The following is a 20,744-nucleotide window of genomic DNA, read 5'->3' on the forward strand; positions in this document are numbered from 1 at the left end:
GAGCTCGGCATCCCGGGCCCGTGCTTGGGCAGTGGGCGCGTGGTCTGTCCCACTATATAGCAGGATCGGCAATAATGTACATGGATTATTATCGGAACAGGTATTGGCTGGGAAGTCGGTCGGGGTAACGGCACGGGCTCCAGCACGGATTCGGAAATGAGGCAGTCGATGGAGATTCAGCAGGTCAAAGCGTTCCTCGCCGTCGCCGAAGAGCTGCACTTCGGTCGTGCGGCCGAGCGGCTCGGAATGCTGCAGCCGCCGCTCAGCCGCACGATCCGCGCGCTCGAGGACCACCTCGGCGTCGATCTGTTCCGACGCACGACCCGCAATGTGGCGCTGACCGCAGCGGGGGAGGCGCTGGTGGAGCCGGCGCGGAAGATGATCGAGTATCGAACCTTGGCCACCGAGGCGGTGCGCCGGGCCGCCGACGGGCAGACCGGGCACATCGAATTCGGATTCGCCCACTCCTCATCGCGCAGACTGGCCGCGGCGCTCGTGACTGCATCCACCGCGCACAAGCCGGGGGTCAGCTTCGGGCTTCACTCCGACGTCTACGCCGAGGAGGGAATCACCCGCCTCGTCGACGGCTCGCTCGACCTCGCCCTCGTGAGGTGGGCGAAGCAGCCACCCGGAGTCACAGGTCGGCCGGTGATGGTCGAGCGTCTCTCGGCAGCCCTGCCGGTGGGCCATCGTCTGGCGGGACGCGCCTCGGTGCGGGTGGACGAGCTTGCCGACGAGGATTTCATCGCTCTTCCCGAGCATCCTTCCTCGACGTTGCGGGAAGCGACGCTGCGTCTGTGCCACGAAGCGGGATTCGCACCGCGCGTAGTTCAGAGCGCGCCGGATTCGCAGACGATCGGCGCCCTGGTCGCGGCCGGCCTCGGCATCTCGATCACCTTCGACTCGGTGTCCGCCGCCACCCGTGAGGCCGGCACCGTGGCCGTGCCCCTCGACATTCCCGAGGAGCCCACGAAGCTCTACCTCGCCCACCGCACCGACCACGGAAAAGCCTCCGTGGAAGCGGTGCTCACCCTCGCCGAGGTGGTCCTGCCGACCGTGGAATGAGAGCGGTGGCGGGGCGGCTCACAGCTGCGCGTTCCAGGTGTCGAGTCGGCGGCGGAGATCCTCGGCGGTCATGTCGGTGAGGCCGATCCCGTGATAGTTCGGCAGCCAGGTCTCGACGCGATCATGGGCACGTGCCGCAGCTTGGACGTCCCAGGCGCGGATGTCATGGATGCGGCGGCCGAGGAGTCGTTCGTACTCGTCGAGAAAGTCGGCGGCCGCCTCGGGGGAACCGAGCAGCACGAGATCCTGACGGCACCACGCGAGGTCGACTCCGCGAGGTCCGTGGCTCGCGCTCGACCAGTCGACGACTCCGGTGAGGCGCCCGCCTGCCCACAAAGCATTGCCTGCCCAGAAATCCGTGTGCGTGAGGACCTCTTCGTCGCGGTCGAGGTTCGCCCACTCCCGCTGGGCGCGAATCGCGATGGCAGAGTCTCCTGGCGGCGGAGACTGCGGAGTCAGAGGCAGACCGGTGCCGTCGAGTTCGTGGATGCGCATCAGCGCCGCGGCCATCTCGCGGGCGATGGTGGTCAGAGGCGTCGCCGGATCCGGTGCTGAGCCCGGGACGCGGGTCGTAACGATGACCGGGTCGTTGGTGTCGGTGCTGTGGGCGATGAGGCGGGGGACGAGATCGCCGATCGAGCTCAGCCGATCGAGCACCTCGGCTTCCCTGACAGCCGCATCGTGGCCCGTGGGAAATGCGCGGACGACGAGCTCCGCGTCTCCGTCGCGGGAGGACATGGTCAGCGCGTGCTGACCGCCGGCAAGGGTCTCGACGAATCTCAGCTCCCGGCCGATCAGCGCCGAAGCTGTCGCGAGGGCGCGTGCGCGGCGGCTTCGCTCGGCCGTCCTGAGCTGTCTCTTCAGCCCCTCGGCATAGCGCCTGGCCATCAACTCCTGGGCCGCCACGGTCACCGGAGCGCCCAAACGGAGGAGAGGATGTGCGGGGACGGAATCGGCGCTGATGGTCACGCCGAGGCGGCCGTCAGTGCCGATGGACACGAGGAAGGTCTCCTCTCCGTTCTCGAGGTGGCCCGGCAGGGTGCGATAGGTGAATCCGGCGCGATCCCTCTCATCGATCACCCGTGTGACGACGCACGAACCGACGGGCACGAGCAGATCGCGACCGCGCAGCCGCCTCGGCGAGGCTGGCCAAACGGGATTGAGTCCCAAGCTGACGATCCGACCTTCGGCCACTCGGCGAGCCGGGTGGACGACGACGCCGGCGAGGTCCTGCAGCATCCAGGAGAAGATCGCTTCCCGGGCGAGCGGGAACTGGTCGCCCGAGCCGAGATCGAGATGGAACTCGAGATGATTCATGACTCCATTCTCGTCTTATGCCCTCGCGTGATGATGTGTAGTCCTTGTCTTCTTCGAACGGCTATGCCTACGATGAGAAGCGAACGCTGAACGAACGCTCGCTTCACGGCGTTTCGCGAGGTCAGCGCCGAACGCTCACGTCACCGCACGAACACTGGAGTTCATCAATGTCAGACAGCACCTCAGCCACTCAGTCGGCAGCCACCTCGGCGGCTCCGCAATCCGGTCGTCGTTTCGAAGGCCAGGTCGCCGTCATCACGGGCGCCAGTCGCGGCATCGGCCTCGGAATCGCTCGGCGGCTCAACGCGGAGGGGGCCACCGTCGTGCTCACCGCGCGCAAGCCGGAAGCGCTCAATGAGGCGGTCGCCGAGTTCCCCGAAGGCACGGCGCTCGCCATCGCCGGCAAGGCCGACGACCCGGCGCACAGGGCAGAGGTATTCGACACGGTCGCTGAGAAGTTCGGTCGCCTCGATGTGCTCGTGGCCAACGCCGGAATCAACCCGGTCTACGGCCCGCTCGTCGATATGGAGCTCGATGCCGCGCGGAAGATCTTCGATGTCAACGTCCTCGGCACGCTGGCCTGGGTGCAGGACGCCGTCCACCACGAGGGCCTGAACTTCCGTGAGAACAAGGGGCGCGTCGTCACCCTGTCGTCGGTCGCCGGCCAGATCCCGAGCGAAGGCATCGGCTTCTACGGCATTTCGAAGGCCGCGGTCTCGCATCTGACGAAGACGCTCGCCGTGGAGCTCGGGCCGGACATCCGCGTCAATGCCGTCGCCCCGGCAGTGGTCAAGACGAAGTTCGCCACGGCGCTCTACGAAGGCAGGGAGGAAGAGGTCGCCTCTGCGTACCCGGTCAAGCGCCTCGGGACCCCTGAAGACATTGCCGGTGCCGTCGCCTATCTGGCCTCGGAGGACGCCGACTGGATCACCGCTCAGGTGCTCACCGTCGATGGGGGAGTCGTCACCGCCGGCGGCAGCGCCTGACACGGAGGCTGAGCCTGCGGCTGAACCTCGGTTGCCGATAAACGGCAGCCCGAAACATAGGTCGCCATCGGACATCTGCACCCGAATCCAGGTCGCCACCGGATACTTCTCTTGACGGAAAGTATCCGATGGCGACCTGGATTTTTCTGCGGTGCCATTCTGAGTGGCATTGTTGGGTCGATCCACGGTGTTTCAGGCGCTCAGAACGCCGTGGATCGACCAAACAATGCTGTGCTGGAGGTGTTTCCAGGCAGTAGGGCCCGAGGTGCCAGCCCTACTTCACCGGGAGGCCGGCGGCGTGCGCACAGATCTCGCCGTAGCGTTCGGCCACCCCAGCTGGGTCGAGTTCGCCGCCGGCCCGGTACCACTGCGAGACGCCCGTGCAGATCGTCGTGATCGCTCGTGAGGCATCCCGCGGGAACTCCGTGGTGAAGCTGCCGTCGGCAACGCACTCCTCGACCACCTCGTCGAGGAGTTTCTGCTGCCGGTCACGAGCGGCGATATGAGCATCCCGGTGCTGATCCTTCAGCGCTCGGATCTCGCTGAATGCGATGAAGGCGAGATCGGACTGGTGCGCGTGGAAGAGCAGCAGGCATTCGATGAGGCGGTCGAAGCGGGCGGTCGGCTCCTGCCCGCCGTCGGCGAGTGCCGCGACGCTGCGCTGCCACAGATCCTCCATCGCCAGGCGGTCGATCTCGGCGAGGATCGCATGCTTCGATGCGAAGTGGTGATAGAGGCCTGGCACTGACAGCCCGGCCGCGCCAGCCAGCTGGCGGATACTCGTGCCGTGGAATCCGCCCGTGACGAAGCTGTTGAGAGCGGACTGAAGGATCGGCGACAGCAGCGGGGCGTCGTAGTCCCGCCAGTTCGTCATGGTTGCATTGCTCACGAGTTGTCCCTGCCTGATCCGTCTCACTGTCTTCTCATCCCTAATCTACGGGCATTCGGACCCCGCGGTTCCATTCGACCCCCGAAGCGTCCCTCCATCTCTGAGTTCGATCGCTTTGCTGCCCGAGCGGTCGACAGTCATGCCGGGCCGCCCTTGCGCCCGGTCATCGTGTGACCTACGATACAGAACTAACCGAGCGAGCGCTCGGTCGGCCGAAGCTGAGGTGCTCCGGTCCCGACACGATGAAGGGCGACAGTCAGATGGCAGCCGACAGCACTTCCACCACCACGCGGCATGTGTGGACGCGGCTCTACCCCGCCGGAGTCGGTGAGACGCCGGAGATCCACGACGCATCCACGGCTCATGCGTGGAACGCCCGCGTCGAGGCGGCCCCCAGCCAGATCGCCGTGACCTACCGTGGCCGCAGGTTCACCACCGCCGACATCGACCGTGAAGCCGAGGCGCTCGCCGCCGGGTTCCTCTCCCGCGGCCTGCAGAAGTCGAACATCGTCGGCGTCTACCTCCAGAACGTCCCGCAGTTCGCCGTGGCGCTGCTCGCGGCCTGGAAGATCGGCGTCGTCCCCCTCGTCCTCAACCCCATGTACCGCGGCCGCGAACTGCGCGCGCTCATCGACGATTCGGCCGCCTCGGCGATCATCTGCGACGAAAGCGACCTCGCTCAGGTCCAGGAGACGCTCGCCGGCGGATCGGTGACTTGGGTGCTGACCACCGATGACGACGAATACGACCGGGACCCCTCAGCCCTCACCGGCGACGCCAAGACTGCAGCTTTCCCTGAGTCAGAAACCACCCCCGCCGAGGCGACCCCCGTCGAGTCCGGGATCGCCGTCGATTCGTGGGGTCCCTTCCTCGGCTCCCAGCGGACCAACGCGCCCGACCACCGAACCGAACTGCTGCCGGGCCTCGACGACGCCGCGCTGCTCACCTACACATCAGGCACGACCGGACCGGCCAAAGGCGCCGTCGGCACCCACCGCAATGTGCTCGCCGTGGCCCGGTCGTACGGAGAGTGGCTGAACCTCGGCGAAGGCGACGTCATGCTCGCTATCGCCCCGCTCTTCCACATCACCGGAGCCGTCGCCTGCGCGGCGACCTCGCTGATCTTCCCGATCACGCTCGACTTCATCGGCCGCGTCAACGCGGACAAGATCATCACCGCCATCCGAGATGACAAGGTCACCGTGACCATCGGCTCGATCACCGTCTACAACGCACTGCTCGAACACGAATCGGCCACGGCCGAGGACCTGCAGAGCATCCGCTACCTCTACTCCGGTGGAGCCCCCGTGCCGCCGGCCACGGTCGAGCGCTTCCGGAAGCGGTTCGGCCACTACATCCACAACATCTACGGAATGACCGAGACCGCCTCGGCGGTCATCGGAGTCCCGCCGAACACGGAGGCGCCCGTCGACCCGGCCACCGACACCCTGGCCATCGGCGTGCCGTTCCCCGGACTCGAAGCCCGCATCGTCGACATCGCCGACGGGACCGTCATCACCGATTCCAGTGCCGGCGAACTCGAGTTGCGCGGGCCTCAGATCACGCCCGGCTACCTCGGCAAGCCCGAAGCCAACGAGGCGGCATTCGACGAGGGCTGGTTGCGCACCGGCGATGTCGGAGTCATGGACGACGCCGGCTGGATCTACCTCGTCGACCGGATCAAGGACCAGATCAACGCCTCCGGCTACAAGGTGTGGCCGCGCGAGGTCGAAGACGTCCTCTATGAACACCCTGCCGTGCTCGAAGCCGCCGTCGTCGGCCAGCCCGACGACTACCGCGGCGAGACCGTCGTCGCCTACGTCTCCCTGCGCACCGGACAGAGCGCCAGCGCCGAGGAGCTCATCGCCTTCGCGAAGGAGCGCCTCGCAGCGTACAAGTACCCGCGCATCGTCCACGTCATGTCCGACCTGCCGAAGACGCACACCGGAAAGATCCAACGCAGGCTGCTGCGCGATTCGGCTAGAGAAGCAGCGTCGAACAAATAGGCACCACTGACAGACAACTAAGCAACACAGGAGAAGCAATGAGCGAATCATCGTTCGGACGCCGTTTCGAAGGGCAGGTCACCCTCGTGACGGGATCGAGCCGCGGCATCGGCCTCGGCATCGCCAAGCGGCTGCAGGCCGAAGGCGCGACCGTCGTCCTCACCGCTCGCAAGCCCGAGCCCTTGGCCGAGACGGTCGCCGAATTCCCCGAAGGCACCGCAATCGGCATCGCCGGCAAGGCCGATGACTCGGCTCACCGGGCCGAAGTATTCGACACAATCGAGAAGAAGTACGGCCGCCTCGACGTCCTCGTCACGAACGTCGGCATCAACCCGGTCTACGGCGAGACCGTCGACATCGAGCTCGATGCCGCCCGTAAGATCCTCGAGGTCAACGTGCTCGGAACCCTGGCCTGGATCCAGGGCGCGGTCAACCACGAGGGTCTGCACTTCCGTGAGAACAAGGGCCGGATCCTGTCCATCTCCTCGGTCGCCGGACAGAATCCCAGCGAGGGCATCGGCATGTACGGAGTCTCGAAGGCCGCCGTCGCCCACCTCGTGAAGACCCTTGCCGTCGAACTCGGACCCGACATCCGCGTCAACGGCATCGCTCCGGCCGTCGTCAAGACCCGCTTCGCCACCGCGCTCTACGAAGGCAGAGAAGCCGAAGTCACCGCCGCCTATCCGGCCGGCCGCCTCGGCACTCCCGACGACATCGGCGCAGCTGCGGCCTACCTTACGTCGTCCGACTCGGACTGGATCACCGCCCAGATCCTCACCGCCGACGGCGGACTCATCACAGCAGGAGGCACAGCATGAGCCGGATTCCCGCAGAGGTCGAGGAGCTGCGCCAGCGCACCCGCACCTTCATCCGCGAGGTCGTCATCCCCGCCGAACCCCACCCGGGTGACTACCTCGACGAAGCGGTCCTGACCGATCTCAAGGCCAAGGCCAAGGAAGCCGGCGTATTCGCCCCGCACGTGCCCACCGAGTGGGGCGGCCAGGGCGTGCCGATCGAATTCTGGTCCCCGGTGTTCCAGGAGGCAGGATACTCGCCGATCGGGCCCGCCGTTCTCAACTGCATGGCACCCGATGAGGGCAATATGCACATGCTCGCCCAGATCGCCACGCAGGAGCAGAAGGAGCGGTTCCTCGCCCCGCTGGCCGCCGGCGACGTCCGCTCGTCGTTCGCCATGACTGAACCACATCCGGGCACCGGCTCCGACCCGTCGGCGTTGTCCACCCGCGCCGTCAAGGACGGCGACGAGTGGGTCATCAACGGCGACAAGCGCTTCATCTCCGGTGCTGAACTGAGCAGCTTCTTCATCGTCATGGCCGCCACCGACGCCGAGGAGTCGGCCGCTGCGACCGAGGGGTCGGGCTCCGCGCAGGCTCGCAAGGGCCAGGCCGCCACGATGTTCCTCGTGCCCAAAGACACCCCGGGTGTCAGTGTCGGCCGGTCGATCCACACTGTCGATCGCACCATCGCCGGCGGCCATCCCTACGTCCACTTCGACGGTGTCCGCGTCCCCGCCTCGGCGATCCTCGGCGAACCGGGCAAGGGCTTCGCCTACGCCCAGGTGCGCCTGGCACCCGCCCGCCTCACGCACTGCATGCGGTGGCTGGGACTGGCCCGCCGGGCGCTGGACACGGCTCTCGACCGTGCCGAACATCGCGAGGCATTCGGCGACGTCCTCGCGCGTCAGGGCCTCGCACAGGAGCTCATCGCGCAGTCGGTCATTGATATCGAAACCTCTGACGCGATGATCACGAAGACCTCCGAGGTGCTCGCCACCGATGCGAAGGAAGCGAACTCCAGATCTTCGATCGCGAAGGTCTACTGCTCCGAAGCCGTCTACCGCGTCATCGACCGCGCCATTCAGATCACCGGTGGCGACGGAGTCTCCGACCAGCTGCCACTTGTCCAGTACCTCAACGACGTCCGTCCGTTCCGCATCTATGACGGCGCCACCGAGACGCACAAGTTCGCGATCTCCCGCCGTGCCTCATCGAAGCGCCGCAAGGAAGTCGCTGCGGGAGCTCCCCGCCTCGACATCGTGGGGGAGGCCCGGTGACCGAGAAGCTCGTCGACGTCGTCGACACCGCCGCCGAGGCGCAGGCACTGTCCGCACCGCCGTTGCTCATCGTCGACGTCCTCACCGACTACCTCGACACGCACGGCCTCGGGTCCGGTCGCGTCCGCTGGGATCGCATCGGCGAGGGCCAGTCGAACGTCACCTTCCGGATCCGGCGTGATGACCTCGATGTGGTGCTGCGCCGCGGACCGCGCCCGCCGATCCCGAAATCGACCCATGACATGGTCCGCGAAGCGAAGATCCAGAAGGTCCTCGGCGCTCAGGGAGTGGCCGTGCCCACGATCCTCCACGTCTGCGAGGACGAATCGGTCCTCGGCGCCCCGTTCTACATCATGGATTTCGTGGCAGGCACTGTTGTCACCGACACCCTGCCGGACTTCCTCGCCGAGGTGGCTGACCGTCGCGCACTGAGCGAAGCCCTCGTCGACCGCCTCGTCGACCTCCACTCGGTCGACGTCACCGTTCCCGAGGTGGCCGCGCTTGGTCGACCGAACGGGTACCTGGAGCGCCAGGTGAAGCTGTTCGCCTCCCTTTGGGAGAAGAACACTCAGCGGTCGCTGCCCCAGGTCAGCCGCCTCGGCGAGTGGTTGGCTGCGAACATCCCGACTACTCAGCGGCACGCGGTCGTCCATGGTGACTACCGTGCCGGCAACGCGATGATCGCGTCGTCGACGCCGGTCGAGGTCGCAGCGATCCTTGACTGGGAGATGTCGACTCTCGGCGATCCGCTCGCCGACCTCGGCTATTTCCTCGTCACCTACACCGACGACGAGCATCCGCGCACGGTCATGGACCTCACTCCCGTCACGGCGGGGGAGGGATTCCTCACCCGTTCCGAACTCGCCGATCGTTACCAGCAGAAGACGGGCCTCGATCTGTCCGACCTGCCCTGGTACCAGGCGTTCGCGCTGTGGAAGGCCGCGATCTTCAGTGAAGCCATCTACACCAGATGGCGCAACGGAGAGGCACCGGCGGCCGGTGACTTCACCGGCAGCCTCGACACCGGGGTCCCCGAACTCATCGCAGCCGCCGAAGCCATCGCCGCCACCGTCGTGTGACGGCGAGCGGCAGACAGGAAAATCCGCACCACCGAGCACCACCACCGAGATAGACAGCACCACCACATCCAATGAAGCAGTGGAAAGGAAGCCATGACCGATACGATCGCAGAGACAAAGGTGCCTCTGCAGCTGAAACGGCGATCCGTCGTCGCGAGCACCATCGGCAATATCCTCGAATGGTACGAGTGGAGCGCCTACGCGGTGTTCACACCATTCATCGCCGCCGCGATGTTCAACAGCGAGGACACGGTCTCCTCCGTCCTCGCGACCCTCGGCGTCTTCGCCGTCGGATTCCTCATGAGACCCCTGGGCGGCATCGTGTTCGGCAAGATCGCCGATGTGAAGGGGCGCAAGTTCGTCCTCATCGTCACGATGCTCATCATGGCCGGCGGTTCGTTCCTCATCGCCGTGCTGCCGACCTACGGTCAGATCGGCGTCTTCGCCTCACTGATCCTCCTCCTCATCCGAGTGGCACAGGGCTTCGCCCACGGAGGGGAGTCGGCGACGGCGAACTCCTATATCGCCGAGATCGCTCCGGCTCATCGCCGCGGATTCTGGGGCTCCATCGTCTTCGTCGCCATCTTCGGCGGTTCGGTCGTCGCCTACACGATCGGCGGCGTGATCACGAACGTCTTCTCCGAGGCCGCGGTCTCCGACTGGGCATGGAGGATCCCGTTCGCGCTCGGCGGTCTGCTCGCGCTCGTCGCGCTGTGGATGCGGCGCGGAATGGTCGAAAGCGATGTCTTCGAAGCCGACGAGGCCGAAGAGACCGTCGCCCCGACTCCTCTCGATCGCGGTCGCGTGGCCCGTGCGATCGTCCTCGTCGTGCTCATGACCTCGGGCATCACCGCGGCTCATTACACCTGGACGTCGTACGCGTCGACCCTGGCGATCACCGAGCGCGGTATGGATGCGCAGACCGCCTACTGGGCGACCGTCGGTGCGCAGATCATCGCACTCGCGTCGCTGCCCTTCTGGGGATTCCTCTCCGACCGGATCGGTCGTCGGCCGGTGCTCATCGGCTTCGGAGTGCTCATGGCGATCCTGCAGTATCCGCTCATGGGCATGATCACGGACACCGGCTGGACGTTGTTCGTCGCATCGACGCTGGCGCTGCTCGTGGTCTCGATGGCAGGAGCCCTGCTGTCGGCAGTTCTGTCCGAGGCGTTCCCTACGAAGGTCCGCACCCAGGGGATCGGCTTCGCCTACTCGGTCTCCGTGGCTGTGTTCGGCGGAACGGCACCGTATCTCAACGGACTGTTCAACTCCCTCGACCTCAGTTGGCTCTCCAGCGGCTGGGTGGTCCTGCTCTGCCTGGCCACGATCGTCGCCGTGGTCAAGCTGCCCGAGACCAAGGGCAAAGACCTCAACTCGATCTGAGCATCGCAGCGGGACCACAGCGCCGCCTCGGCGAATATAGGTCGCAATCGGAGACAGCAACCCTAAACATAGGTCGCTATCGGATACTTCTGAGCAAGGAAAGTATCCGATAGCGACCTATTTCCGCGTTGGAGGTGCGGGGGAGCTACCGTGGGGATCCGCATCTGCAGCGAGGGGGCCAGCCCGGGGTTTGTCGGGGGTGATTTCATTCACTAGAATCGGAGGCGCAGTCTCAGCCGGGGACTTCAGAGGTCCACCTGGTTCTGCACACAACTTCATACGCCGCTAAGACAAGACGTGGGAGAGCTGCCGCAGTCGGGCCGAATCGAGCCGGACAACCGAGCAGCGCCGTAGGTGCAATTCCCTCCCCGGGAAACTCTCAGGCCCAGTACCACCGATTGCAGGCATATCTGAAGGACCTGAAGTCCGACAGATCGGGGAGGACACTCAGTGATCGCTGCGTCCTCCCATCGGTGGACGCAACACCGACCCTAGGACGGCAATTGACCAGTTCACTCGCCCATACGACGCAGGCAACAGGGGACACCGCACGCCCCTTCTCCGACCGCCACATCGGCCCCCGCGCCGACGACGTTACGGCCATGCTCGCCGAACTCGGCTATGACTCCCTGGAAGCACTCTCGAATGCTGCCGTCCCGGAATCCATCCAGAACGACGAGCTCAACCTGCCCGCCGGGCGCTCCGAATTCGACGTTCTGAACGACCTGCGCGACCTCGCCGACCAGAACGTCATGCGCACCCAGCTCATCGGCCAGGGCTACTACGACACGATCACCCCGGCCGTCATCCGCCGCAACCTGGTCGAGAACCCTGCCTGGTACACCGCCTACACCCCGTACCAGCCCGAGATCTCCCAGGGCCGGCTCGAAGCGCTGCTGAACTTCCAGCAGGTCGTCCAGGACCTCACCGGTCTCGACATCGCCAATGCCTCCCTCCTCGATGAGGCCACCGCCGTCGCCGAGGCGGTCCTGCTCATGCGTCGAGCCGTGAAGAAGGGGACAACCGTCGTCCTCGACTCCGAACTCCACCCGCAGACCATCGCCGTCGTCCGCGCCCGCGCCAAGGCCATGGACTTCCGCGTCACTGTCGCCGACCTCGCCGAAGGCCTCGTCGGCGAAGACATCTTCGGCATCGTCTGCGCCCAGCCCGGCACCACCGGAGCCATCCGCGACTTCACCGAGGCCGTCGACGGTGCGCACGACCGCGGGGCGCTCGTCACCTTCGACGCCGACCTGCTGGCACTGACCCTGCTCAAGGACTGCGCCTCCCAGGGTGCGGACATCGCCGTCGGCTCGGCCCAGCGCTTCGGTGTGCCCCTGTTCTTCGGCGGCCCCCACGCCGGCTTCATGGCCGTGAAATCCGGACTCCAGCGCCAGCTGCCCGGCCGCCTCGTCGGAGTGTCCAAGGACGCCCAGGGCAAGCCCGGCTACCGCCTGGCCCTGCAGACCCGCGAACAGCACATCCGCCGCCAGAAGGCGACATCGAACATCTGCACCGCGCAGGCACTGCTCGCCAACGTCGCCTCCATGTACGCCGTCTACCACGGCCCGGTCGGCCTGACCCGCATCGCCTCCCGCGTCCACCGCCTCGCCCAGGCCTTCGCGAAGGCCGCGGACACCGCCCCCGGCGCCGAGGTTCTCACCTGGGAATTCTTCGACACCGTGGCCCTGCGCGTGGCCGACGCCGAAGCCGCCCGCTACGTCGCCGACCAGGTCGGATACAACATCCGCGTCATCGACGACACCACCGTCGGCGTCTCCTTCGGCGAACCCCACACCGTCGCCGATGCCAACGGCCTGCTCGAGGCTCTGGGCATCTATGCCCGGGTCGACGCGGACGAATTCGAAGCCGCCTCGGCGGGGACCTTCGGAGCCAACGCCGTGCCCGAACCCGCGTTCGACGCGAAGTTCCACCGGGACACCGAATTCCTCACTCACCCCGTCTTCAGCGCCCACGGCTCCGAGACCTCGATGATGCGCTACCTGCGCACTCTGGCCGACCGTGACCTCGCACTGGACCGGACGATGATTCCGCTGGGCTCGTGCACGATGAAGCTCAACGCCGCCGCCGAGATGGAACCCATCACCTGGCCGGAATTCGCCTCCATCCACCCCTTCGCCCCCGTCGAACAGACCAAGGGCTGGCGCGCACTCATCGGCCGCCTCGAGGACTCCCTCGTCGAGGTCACCGGCTACGACCGTGTGTCCCTGCAGCCCAACGCCGGCTCGCAGGGTGAACTGGCCGGACTGCTCGCCATCCGCGCTTACCATGTGGCGGGTGGCGACGATGCCCGCACCGTCGTGCTCATCCCGCAGTCCGCGCACGGCACGAACGCCGCCTCCGCGGTGCTCGCCGGACTCCAGGTGCAGGTCGTCGCGACTGCCGATGACGGCTCCGTGGACATGGACGACCTCGATGCCAAGATCACCAAGCACGAAGGCAAGATCGCCGGCATCATGATCACCTACCCGTCGACCCACGGTGTCTTCGAACCGCAGATCCGCGAGGTCTGCGACAAGGTCCACGCCGCCGGCGGTCAGGTCTACGTCGACGGTGCGAACCTCAACGCCATGGTCGGACTCGCCAAGCCCGGCGAATTCGGCGGCGACGTCTCCCACCTCAACCTGCACAAGACCTTCTGCATCCCCCACGGAGGCGGCGGCCCCGGAGTCGGCCCGGTGGCGGTGCGCGAACACCTCGCTCCGTACCTGCCCGGCGATGCCACGCTGCCGGAACTCGTCGCCGGTGACCCGGACGCCAAGGAGCTGCCGATCTCCGCATCGATGTTCGGCTCCGCCGGCGTCCTGCCCATCAGCTTCGCCTACCTCGAGCTCATGGGTGCCGAAGGACTGCGCGAAGCCTCACGCTCGGCTCTGCTCGGTGCGAACTACCTGGCGAAGAAGCTCGGCGACGTCTATCCGATCCTCTACTCGGGTGAGAACGGACTCGTCGGCCACGAAACGATCCTCGACCTCCGCGCGATCACCTCGGCGACGGGAGTCACCGCCGAAGATGTCTGCAAACGCCTCGTCGACTTCGGCTTCCACGCCCCGACCCTGGCCTTCCCGGTGCCCGGAACCCTCATGGTCGAACCCACCGAGTCCGAGGACAAGGACGAACTCGACCGCTTCATCGAGGCCATGCGCACCATCCGCGCCGAGATCGACGAGATCGGCAAGTCCTATACCTACGAGGAGTCGCCGCTGGCCCTCGCGCCGCACCCGGCGACCGCGGTGATGGACGACTGGGACGGCAAGTACAGCCGCGAGACCGCGGTGTTCCCCGTTCCCGGGCTGCGCCTCACGAAGTACTTCCCGCCGGTCAGCCGCATCGACGGAGCCTACGGCGACCGCAACCTGGTGTGCTCCTGCCCGCCGCCAGAGGCCTTCGAAGAGTTCGAGGAAGAGGACAAGTGATGACCGATACGACCGCGAACACACCCAAAGAGACCCCGCTGCACAGCATCCACGCCGAGCTCGGTGCCTCGTTCACCGACTTCGGCGGCTGGGACATGCCGCTGAAGTACGGTTCGGAACTCGCCGAACACCGTGCCGTGCGTGAGGCCGCAGGTCTCTTCGACCTCTCCCACATGGGTGAGGTGCGCATCGCCGGAACCGACGCCGCAGCCTTCCTCGACTACGCGCTCGTCGCGAAGTACTCGAAGATGAAGATCGGCAAGGCCAAGTACGGAGTCATCGTCAACGAGTCAGGCGGCCTCCTCGACGACCTCATCACCTACCGCATCGGCGACGAAGAGTTCCTCATCGTCCCCAACGCCTCGAACACGCCCACCGTGGTCGCCGCGCTGAAGGACCGCGTGCACCAGTTCGTCCAGACCGTCGCACCCGGCTCCGATGTGCACCTGACCGACGAATCCGACGCCACCGCGCTCATCGCCGTGCAGGGACCGAACTCCGAGGCGATCATCCTGCGCGCCCTCGACGAGTCCGGCCACGGCGAATTCGGACCCCGCAACGGCGCCGGTGACCAGGCGAAGGCCGAGGTCACCGACGATGCCAACGGGGGAGCCACCTCGGCGGGGGATGAGAAGATCACCATCGGCGAGGCGGTGCGCGAACTGGGGTACTACGCGTGGATGCCGCTGACGATCGCCGGGATCGACCTCATGCTCGCCCGCACCGGATACACCGGTGAGGACGGGTTCGAGCTCTACGTCCCCAACATCGGCGCCACCCGCCTGTGGAACACGCTCGTGACCTCGGGCGCGGACTACGGGCTCGTTCCCTGCGGTCTGGCCGCACGCGATTCGCTGCGCCTCGAAGCCGGAATGCCGCTCTACGGCAACGAACTCGATCAGAACACCACCCCGTTCGATGCGGGACTGGGCCGGATGATCGGGTTCAACACGAAGGACGACTTCTTCGCCCGCGAGGCGCTGGCGAAGCTCGGAGAGACCGAACCGCCGCGCGTGCTCGTCGGTCTGAGTTCGGAAGGACGCCGCGCCGCCCGCTCCGGAGCCGCCGTGTCGATCGACGGCTCCGAGGTCGGCACCGTCACCTCCGGTCAGCCCTCACCGACGCTCGGCCACCCGATCGCCCTGGCCTACATCGACCGGGACCGTGCCGAGGTCGGCACCGCCGTGACCGTGGACATCCGCGGCAAGGCGCACGATTTCACCGTCACGCAGCTGCCGTTCTACAAGCGTCAGGCTCACTGAAGCTCTCACCCATAATTCATCCCGGTGGGACCGGTGACTCGTAGACTGGTCCCACCTGGCACAACAACGTCGTGACCGCCCCTTCCGGCGGCAGTCACAGTAAGGAAGACATATGGCACAGCTGCCCCCGCTCCCGCAGAACTTCACCTACTCCGCCGAACACGAATGGGTCGACGGCGCTGCCGATGAGCTCGTCGGCAAGACCGTCAAGGTCGGCATCACCGCCGTCGCCGCCGATGCCCTCGGCGAGGTCGTCTACGTCGACCTGCCCGCGGTCGGCGACACCATCACCGCAGGTGAGACCTGCGGTGAGGTCGAATCCACGAAGTCCGTCTCCGACCTCTACACCCCGGTGACCGGCGAGGTCGTCACCATCAATGAGGCGGCCGTGGACTCACCCGGACTGCTCAACTCCGACCCCTACGGTGAGGGCTGGCTGTTCGAGGTCGCCGTGACCGAGGTCGGCGAAGTCATGGACGCCGCCGGCTACGCCGAGGCGAACTCCCTCTGAGCCTCAGCGCGAGACTCACCTGAGTCTCGCTCCTCCCTGTTAGGGGCGGAGGATATAAACCCTGAAACGGGGTCGGTCGAGGTCGGTGCCGACACATCGTCGGCATCGGCTCGCCATGCACGTGAGTGCACGGCTGTTCGGTCGGCCCCGTTGTCATCTCATCAGAAACGAAGTGATTGCCATGCCATTGAGTGTCTTCGACCTCTTCACGGTCGGCATCGGACCGTCGAGCTCCCACACCGTCGGACCGATGCGTGCCGGCGCGAGCTTCATCGACCTACTTAGCGATTCGCTGAGATCCGTGGCGGATCTGCGCGTCGACGTGTTCGGTTCCCTGGCCGCCACCGGCGCCGGTCACGGGACCTTCGACGCCATCCTCATCGGCCTCGAGGGCTGCCGCCCCGATCTCATCGAAGCCAACGAACTCACCGCCCGGCGGACACGGATGTCCGAGACCGGGACGATCATCCTCGGCGACTCGACCGGCAACGGCGTCGAACTCGAGTTCACCGAGGATGACATGGTCAAACGCCCGCTGACTGTCCTCCCTCGCCATACGAACGCCATGACCGTGACCGCCTACGACGCTGCGGGGGAGACCCTCGCCGAGGAGACCTATTACTCCGTCGGCGGCGGATTCGTGACCTCGGAGACCGAATTCCTCGAGAAGGAGAAGACCGCCGAGGATGGTGCGGGAAACGGTGATGCCGAGTTCGCGGTCGCGGACTCTGTCGTCGATGCCGAACTCGAGTCCTACGACGAAGAGCTGCCCTATCCTTTCCACTCCGGTGTCGAGCTGCTCCAACGCTGCCGCGAGAACGACCTGTCGATCGCCGAGATCATGCACGCCAACGAACTGTCGATGCGCGACGAGGACGAGATCCGGCACGGACTGCTCCACATCTACTCGGTGATGGAGGAATGCGCCTCGGCATCCCTGGACCGCTCGGGCTATCTGCCCGGAGGGCTCAAGGTTCGCCGCCGCGCACACGACTGGTACCTCAAGCTCAAGGCCGAGGACCCCGACCGTGATCCCGGCTACTACCTCGAATGGGTCAACCTCATCGCGATGGCCGTGAACGAGGAGAACGCCTCGGGAGGCCGCGTCGTCACCGCGCCGACGAATGGGGCTGCTGGCATCATCCCCGCCGTGCTGCACTATGCGCTCAACTACGTTCCCGCGGTGAGGGAAGGCGGCGAGTCCGCGAAGCACCGGGCCATCGTCGACTTCCTGCTCACCGCGGCGGCCATCGGAGTCCTCTATAAGGAACGTGCGTCGATCTCCGGCGCCGAGGTGGGCTGTCAGGGAGAGGTCGGATCCGCCTCATCGATGGCCGCCGGGGGACTGGCTGCCGTTATGGGCGGAACACCCGAGCAGGTGGAGAACGCCGCCGAGATCGCGATGGAGCACAACCTCGGACTGACCTGCGACCCGATCTCCGGGCTCGTGCAGGTGCCGTGCATCGAACGCAATGCGATCGCCGCCGGCAAGGCCATCAACGCCTCCCGCATGGCTCTGTGGGGCGATGGCCAGCACCGGGTCAGCCTCGACGAGGTGATCGAGACGATGCGCCAGACCGGCGCGGACATGTCCTCGAAGTACAAGGAGACAGCGATGGGCGGCCTCGCCGTCAACGTCGTCGAGTGCTGAGGTCAGTGCGTCTTTGGGCGTGGGGCTGGCAGCCCGCCGGCCGTCTGCCCTCTGAGAATAGGTCGCTATCGGATACTTTCAGCGCCGAAAAGTATCCGATAGCGACCTATATTCGGGTGCAGGCATCCGAAAGCGACAACATTTCGCACTGCCCATCGCGCTGCCCAGGCGACCTGATCTTCACAGCCGCCGCGAAGCCGCTCACAGAGCCGTTCGGACGCCTCCGCGGCAACAGGCCTCCTTGCTGTCCCAAATCGACCGAAGTGACATGGAACACGTGGAACCCTTGTTCCAACTCCAGTCAAATGTAACGAAACGATAACGAACCTATGGCGCGGTATGAGCGCGAAGGAGCGCCCCGTCACATCCCAGAGATGCCATGGGGAAAGCCAGGTCCGTTACATGTCGGTAGCTCGGGATGATCGTTGCGGAAGTACCCCGGAATCGGCACTTTCGAGGTTGACGCTCGATCTCAGCTCGTTAGGTTTGTTGGCGTGATTAACGCACTCGCTGAACCGAAGACGCAAATCGACGTCCGGACTCCAGAACTGGAGGACGGACAACATCTATGGCGGCTCGCGAAAGACACAGCCGTGCTCGACCTGAACTCTTCGTACTCGTACCTGCTGTGGTGCCGCGACTTCGCGGACACCTCGGTGATCGCACGAATCGACGGAGAACCCGCCGGCTTCATCACCGGGTACACCCGTCCGGAGAACCCGGACACCCTGATGATCTGGCAGGTGGCCGTCAACGAGAACTTCCGTGGACACGGACTCGCATCGACCATGCTCCATGAACTGGCCGACCGGACCGGCGCTCTCCGCATGGAGACGACGATCACCGAGGACAATGCGGCGTCCAACCGCCTGTTCCAGGCGTTCGCTGAGAAGCGTGGGGCCGGATTCAACCGTCGCCCGCTGTTCACCCCGGACCTCTACCCGGACGGCCACGACACCGAGTACCTCTACGAGATCGCACCCCTGTAACGAGCCCCACCCCGGTGCCGCGCGGCCCCCTGCCTCAAGGGAGCGAACGCGACAGGTGCCAGGAGGCGGAAGGAAGCGCCCGCAATGAGCGGCAGCGGCCACCGCCTCGGCGACTGCACACGATGTAGCCGCACAATCAAGAAGTCGAAAGGACTCCAAAGATGACCGAAACACCTTCTGACAAGCCCGACATCTTCGAAACTCGCGAGTCTGCCGTGCGCAGCTACTGCCGTTCCTGGCCCGCCACCTTCGCCCGTTCACAAGGTGCCAAGCAGTGGGACGAAGACGGCAACGAGTACCTCGACTTCTTCTCCGGCGCCGGCGCGCTCAATTACGGCCACAACAACCCGGCCGTGATGGGCCCGCTCATCGAATACCTGCAGTCGGGTGCCGTTCTGCACTCGATGGACATGAAGACCCCGGCCAAGCGTGAGTTCCTGCAGACCTTCCAGGACCTGATCCTCAAGCCGCGCGGACTCGACTATTCCGTCATGTTCCCCGGACCGACGGGAACCAACACCGTCGAGGCGGCGCTCAAGCTCGCTCGCAAGGTGACCGGTCGCCAGCACATGCTCTCGTTCACCAACGCGTTCCACGGTATGACGCTGGGATCGCTGTCGGTGACTGGCAACTCGATGAAGCGCGAAGGCGCAGGCATCCCGCTGACCAACAGCTCGAAGATCCCGTACGACGACTACTTCGACGGTGAGGTCCCGGACTTCCTGTGGCTGGAGAAGGTCCTCGAGGACTCCGGCTCGGGCGTCGATAAGCCCGCCGCTGTCATCGTCGAGACCGTGCAGGGCGAGGGCGGACTCCGTGCCGCTCGCGCCGAATGGTTGCGCGCCCTGTCCGATCTGTGCAAGAAGCACGAGATCCTCCTCATCGTCGATGACGTGCAGGCCGGCTGCGGCCGCACCGGCTCGTTCTTCAGCTTCGAAGAGGCTGGTATCGAGCCCGACATCGTCTGCCTGTCGAAGTCGATCTCCGGTTCGGGTCTGCCGCTGGCACTGACTCTGTTCCGTCCCGAGCTCGACGTCTGGGAGCCCGGCGAGCACAACGGCACCTTCCGCGGAAACAACCCCGCGTTCGTGACCGCGACCGCCGCCATCAAGACTTTCTGGGCCGACAACGAGTTCCAGAACCAGCTCGCCGACACCATTGCCGAGCTGCACCAGCGCCTCGACGGAATCGTCGAGAAGGCTGAAGGCGCTTCGATCCGTGGACGCGGCCTGCTGGCCGGCGTCTGCTTCGAGGACCTCGAGGTGGCTGAGAAGGTCGCCGCCTATGCTTTCGAGAACGGTCTCCTGCTCGAGACCTCGGGCGCCGATGACGAAGTCATCAAGATCATGCCGCCGCTGACGATCGACTCGCGCGATCTGCAGGCAGGCCTGGACATCATCGAGGCCGGAGTGCTCAAGTTCGCTCCCGCCGCCGCGAAGGCCGCACTGGCCTGACCCACCTCTGCCGGGCCGGCGTCGCAGCTGTGGCGCCGGCCCGAGCTTTGGGCGGATTCGAGCTCACCTGCTCGATCGCCTACCCGGGCCGACTGGAGCCGTTGAAGTCAGACGGAAGTCCGCGGCCCACCCCTGAACACTTTCACCGACCTTTTGCGAAAGGACCACTAATGTACGTAGTCAACCGCGATGACCTCAACGACACCGACCGCGATGTGAAGTCCGAAACCTGGCGCTCACGCCGCATGGTGCTCGGCAAGGAACGCGTCGGTTTCTCGTTCCACGACACCGTGATCTACGCCGGAACCACCTCGACGTTCCACTACCAGAACCACGTCGAAGCCGTGTACTGCGTGCAGGGCAAGGGCACGCTGACCGATCAGGAGACCGGCAAGGAATACCCGCTCCACGATGGCGTCATGTACCTGCTCGACGGACACGAGAAGCACACCGTTGTCGCCGAGGAAGAGCTGCGGATGGCGTGCGTGTTCAACCCGCCGGTCACCGGTCGTGAGGTCCACGACGAAAACGGCGTGTACCCCCTCATCCTCGAGGATGAGGCGGCACCCGCGAGCTGAATCAGTTCCCCTCGCCGAGGCGGCCCGAGCATTGCGCTCGGGCCGCCTTTTTCGTGTTGTTGA

General features: G+C 65.8%; 16 protein-coding genes and 1 riboswitch. Of the genes, 14 read left to right on the top strand and 2 right to left on the bottom strand.

Annotated elements, in window-relative coordinates; genetic code table 11:
- The first annotated feature begins 168 nt into the window (after positions 1 to 168).
- Positions 169 to 1,065 carry a LysR substrate-binding domain-containing protein gene (locus ACSBQT_RS14800; protein ID WP_435001959.1) on the top strand — a complete coding sequence of 299 codons (897 nt, stop codon included), beginning with the start codon at positions 169 to 171 and terminating at the stop codon, positions 1,063 to 1,065.
- A gap of 18 nt (positions 1,066 to 1,083) precedes the next feature.
- Here ACSBQT_RS14800 and ACSBQT_RS14805 read toward each other — a convergent pair whose 3' ends face one another.
- Positions 1,084 to 2,382 (bottom strand): DUF1990 family protein, encoded by a 1,299-nt coding sequence (locus ACSBQT_RS14805; RefSeq protein WP_435001960.1) that lies wholly within the window; start codon positions 2,380 to 2,382, stop codon positions 1,084 to 1,086.
- A gap of 167 nt (positions 2,383 to 2,549) precedes the next feature.
- Between ACSBQT_RS14805 and ACSBQT_RS14810 the strand changes: the two genes are divergently transcribed.
- Entirely contained in the window at positions 2,550 to 3,368 is an 819-nt protein-coding gene (locus ACSBQT_RS14810) for an SDR family oxidoreductase (protein WP_435001961.1), read from the top strand.
- 274 nt (positions 3,369 to 3,642) lie between these two features.
- Here the strand turns inward: ACSBQT_RS14810 and ACSBQT_RS14815 are convergent, their stop codons facing one another.
- Positions 3,643 to 4,257 (bottom strand): TetR/AcrR family transcriptional regulator, encoded by a 615-nt coding sequence (locus ACSBQT_RS14815; protein WP_410709704.1) that lies wholly within the window; start codon positions 4,255 to 4,257, stop codon positions 3,643 to 3,645.
- A gap of 260 nt (positions 4,258 to 4,517) precedes the next feature.
- Here ACSBQT_RS14815 and ACSBQT_RS14820 point away from each other — a divergent pair, with 260 nt between their 5' ends.
- The 12 genes from ACSBQT_RS14820 to ACSBQT_RS14875 all read left to right on the top strand — a co-directional run bounded on the left by ACSBQT_RS14820 (position 4,518) and on the right by ACSBQT_RS14875 (position 20,681).
- The gene (locus ACSBQT_RS14820; RefSeq protein ID WP_435001962.1) at positions 4,518 to 6,263 is read left to right on the top strand and encodes a class I adenylate-forming enzyme family protein; all 1,746 of its coding nucleotides are present in this window, start codon (positions 4,518 to 4,520) and stop codon (positions 6,261 to 6,263) included.
- Positions 6,264 to 6,301: 38 nt separating this feature from the next.
- The gene (locus ACSBQT_RS14825) at positions 6,302 to 7,081 is read left to right on the top strand and encodes an SDR family oxidoreductase (RefSeq protein WP_435001963.1); all 780 of its coding nucleotides are present in this window, start codon (positions 6,302 to 6,304) and stop codon (positions 7,079 to 7,081) included.
- Positions 7,078 to 8,337, top strand: coding sequence for an acyl-CoA dehydrogenase family protein (locus tag ACSBQT_RS14830; protein ID WP_410709707.1), 1,260 nt, complete (start codon positions 7,078 to 7,080; stop codon positions 8,335 to 8,337). Before ACSBQT_RS14825 ends, ACSBQT_RS14830 begins: the two co-directional genes overlap by 4 nt.
- Positions 8,334 to 9,416 carry a phosphotransferase family protein gene (locus ACSBQT_RS14835; protein ID WP_435001964.1) on the top strand — a complete coding sequence of 361 codons (1,083 nt, stop codon included), beginning with the start codon at positions 8,334 to 8,336 and terminating at the stop codon, positions 9,414 to 9,416. The genes ACSBQT_RS14830 and ACSBQT_RS14835 overlap by 4 nt, the downstream gene beginning before the upstream one ends.
- Positions 9,417 to 9,509: 93 nt before the next feature.
- On the top strand, positions 9,510 to 10,799 hold the full coding sequence (locus tag ACSBQT_RS14840) for an MFS transporter (protein ID WP_435001965.1): 1,290 nt from the start codon (positions 9,510 to 9,512) through the stop codon (positions 10,797 to 10,799).
- A gap of 288 nt (positions 10,800 to 11,087) precedes the next feature.
- A riboswitch (glycine riboswitch) is annotated at positions 11,088 to 11,203 on the top strand.
- Between the two features lie 99 nt (positions 11,204 to 11,302).
- Positions 11,303 to 14,236 carry an aminomethyl-transferring glycine dehydrogenase gene (gene gcvP / locus ACSBQT_RS14845; protein ID WP_435001966.1) on the top strand — a complete coding sequence of 978 codons (2,934 nt, stop codon included), beginning with the start codon at positions 11,303 to 11,305 and terminating at the stop codon, positions 14,234 to 14,236.
- Positions 14,236 to 15,498, top strand: coding sequence for a glycine cleavage system aminomethyltransferase GcvT (locus ACSBQT_RS14850; RefSeq protein WP_435001967.1), 1,263 nt, complete (start codon positions 14,236 to 14,238; stop codon positions 15,496 to 15,498). Before gcvP ends, ACSBQT_RS14850 begins: the two co-directional genes overlap by 1 nt.
- 112 nt (positions 15,499 to 15,610) lie before the next feature.
- Complete coding sequence (gcvH, locus tag ACSBQT_RS14855; RefSeq protein WP_410709712.1) at positions 15,611 to 16,009, top strand: glycine cleavage system protein GcvH; 399 nt, start codon at positions 15,611 to 15,613, stop codon at positions 16,007 to 16,009.
- Positions 16,010 to 16,190: 181 nt separating this feature from the next.
- A complete protein-coding gene (locus ACSBQT_RS14860) occupies positions 16,191 to 17,660 on the top strand; it encodes an L-serine ammonia-lyase (RefSeq protein ID WP_435001968.1) in 1,470 nt (489 codons plus the stop codon).
- 593 nt (positions 17,661 to 18,253) lie between these two features.
- A complete protein-coding gene (gene ectA / locus ACSBQT_RS14865) occupies positions 18,254 to 18,649 on the top strand; it encodes a diaminobutyrate acetyltransferase (protein ID WP_435001969.1) in 396 nt (131 codons plus the stop codon).
- A gap of 161 nt (positions 18,650 to 18,810) precedes the next feature.
- Complete coding sequence (ectB, locus tag ACSBQT_RS14870) at positions 18,811 to 20,103, top strand: diaminobutyrate--2-oxoglutarate transaminase (protein ID WP_435001970.1); 1,293 nt, start codon at positions 18,811 to 18,813, stop codon at positions 20,101 to 20,103.
- 170 nt (positions 20,104 to 20,273) lie between these two features.
- Positions 20,274 to 20,681 carry an ectoine synthase gene (locus ACSBQT_RS14875; RefSeq protein ID WP_435001971.1) on the top strand — a complete coding sequence of 136 codons (408 nt, stop codon included), beginning with the start codon at positions 20,274 to 20,276 and terminating at the stop codon, positions 20,679 to 20,681.
- The last annotated feature ends 63 nt before the right edge of the window (positions 20,682 to 20,744 follow it).

The sequence above is a fragment of the Brevibacterium sp. H602 genome, from assembly GCF_051172395.1.
Classification (GTDB): Bacteria; Actinomycetota; Actinomycetes; order Actinomycetales; family Brevibacteriaceae; genus Brevibacterium.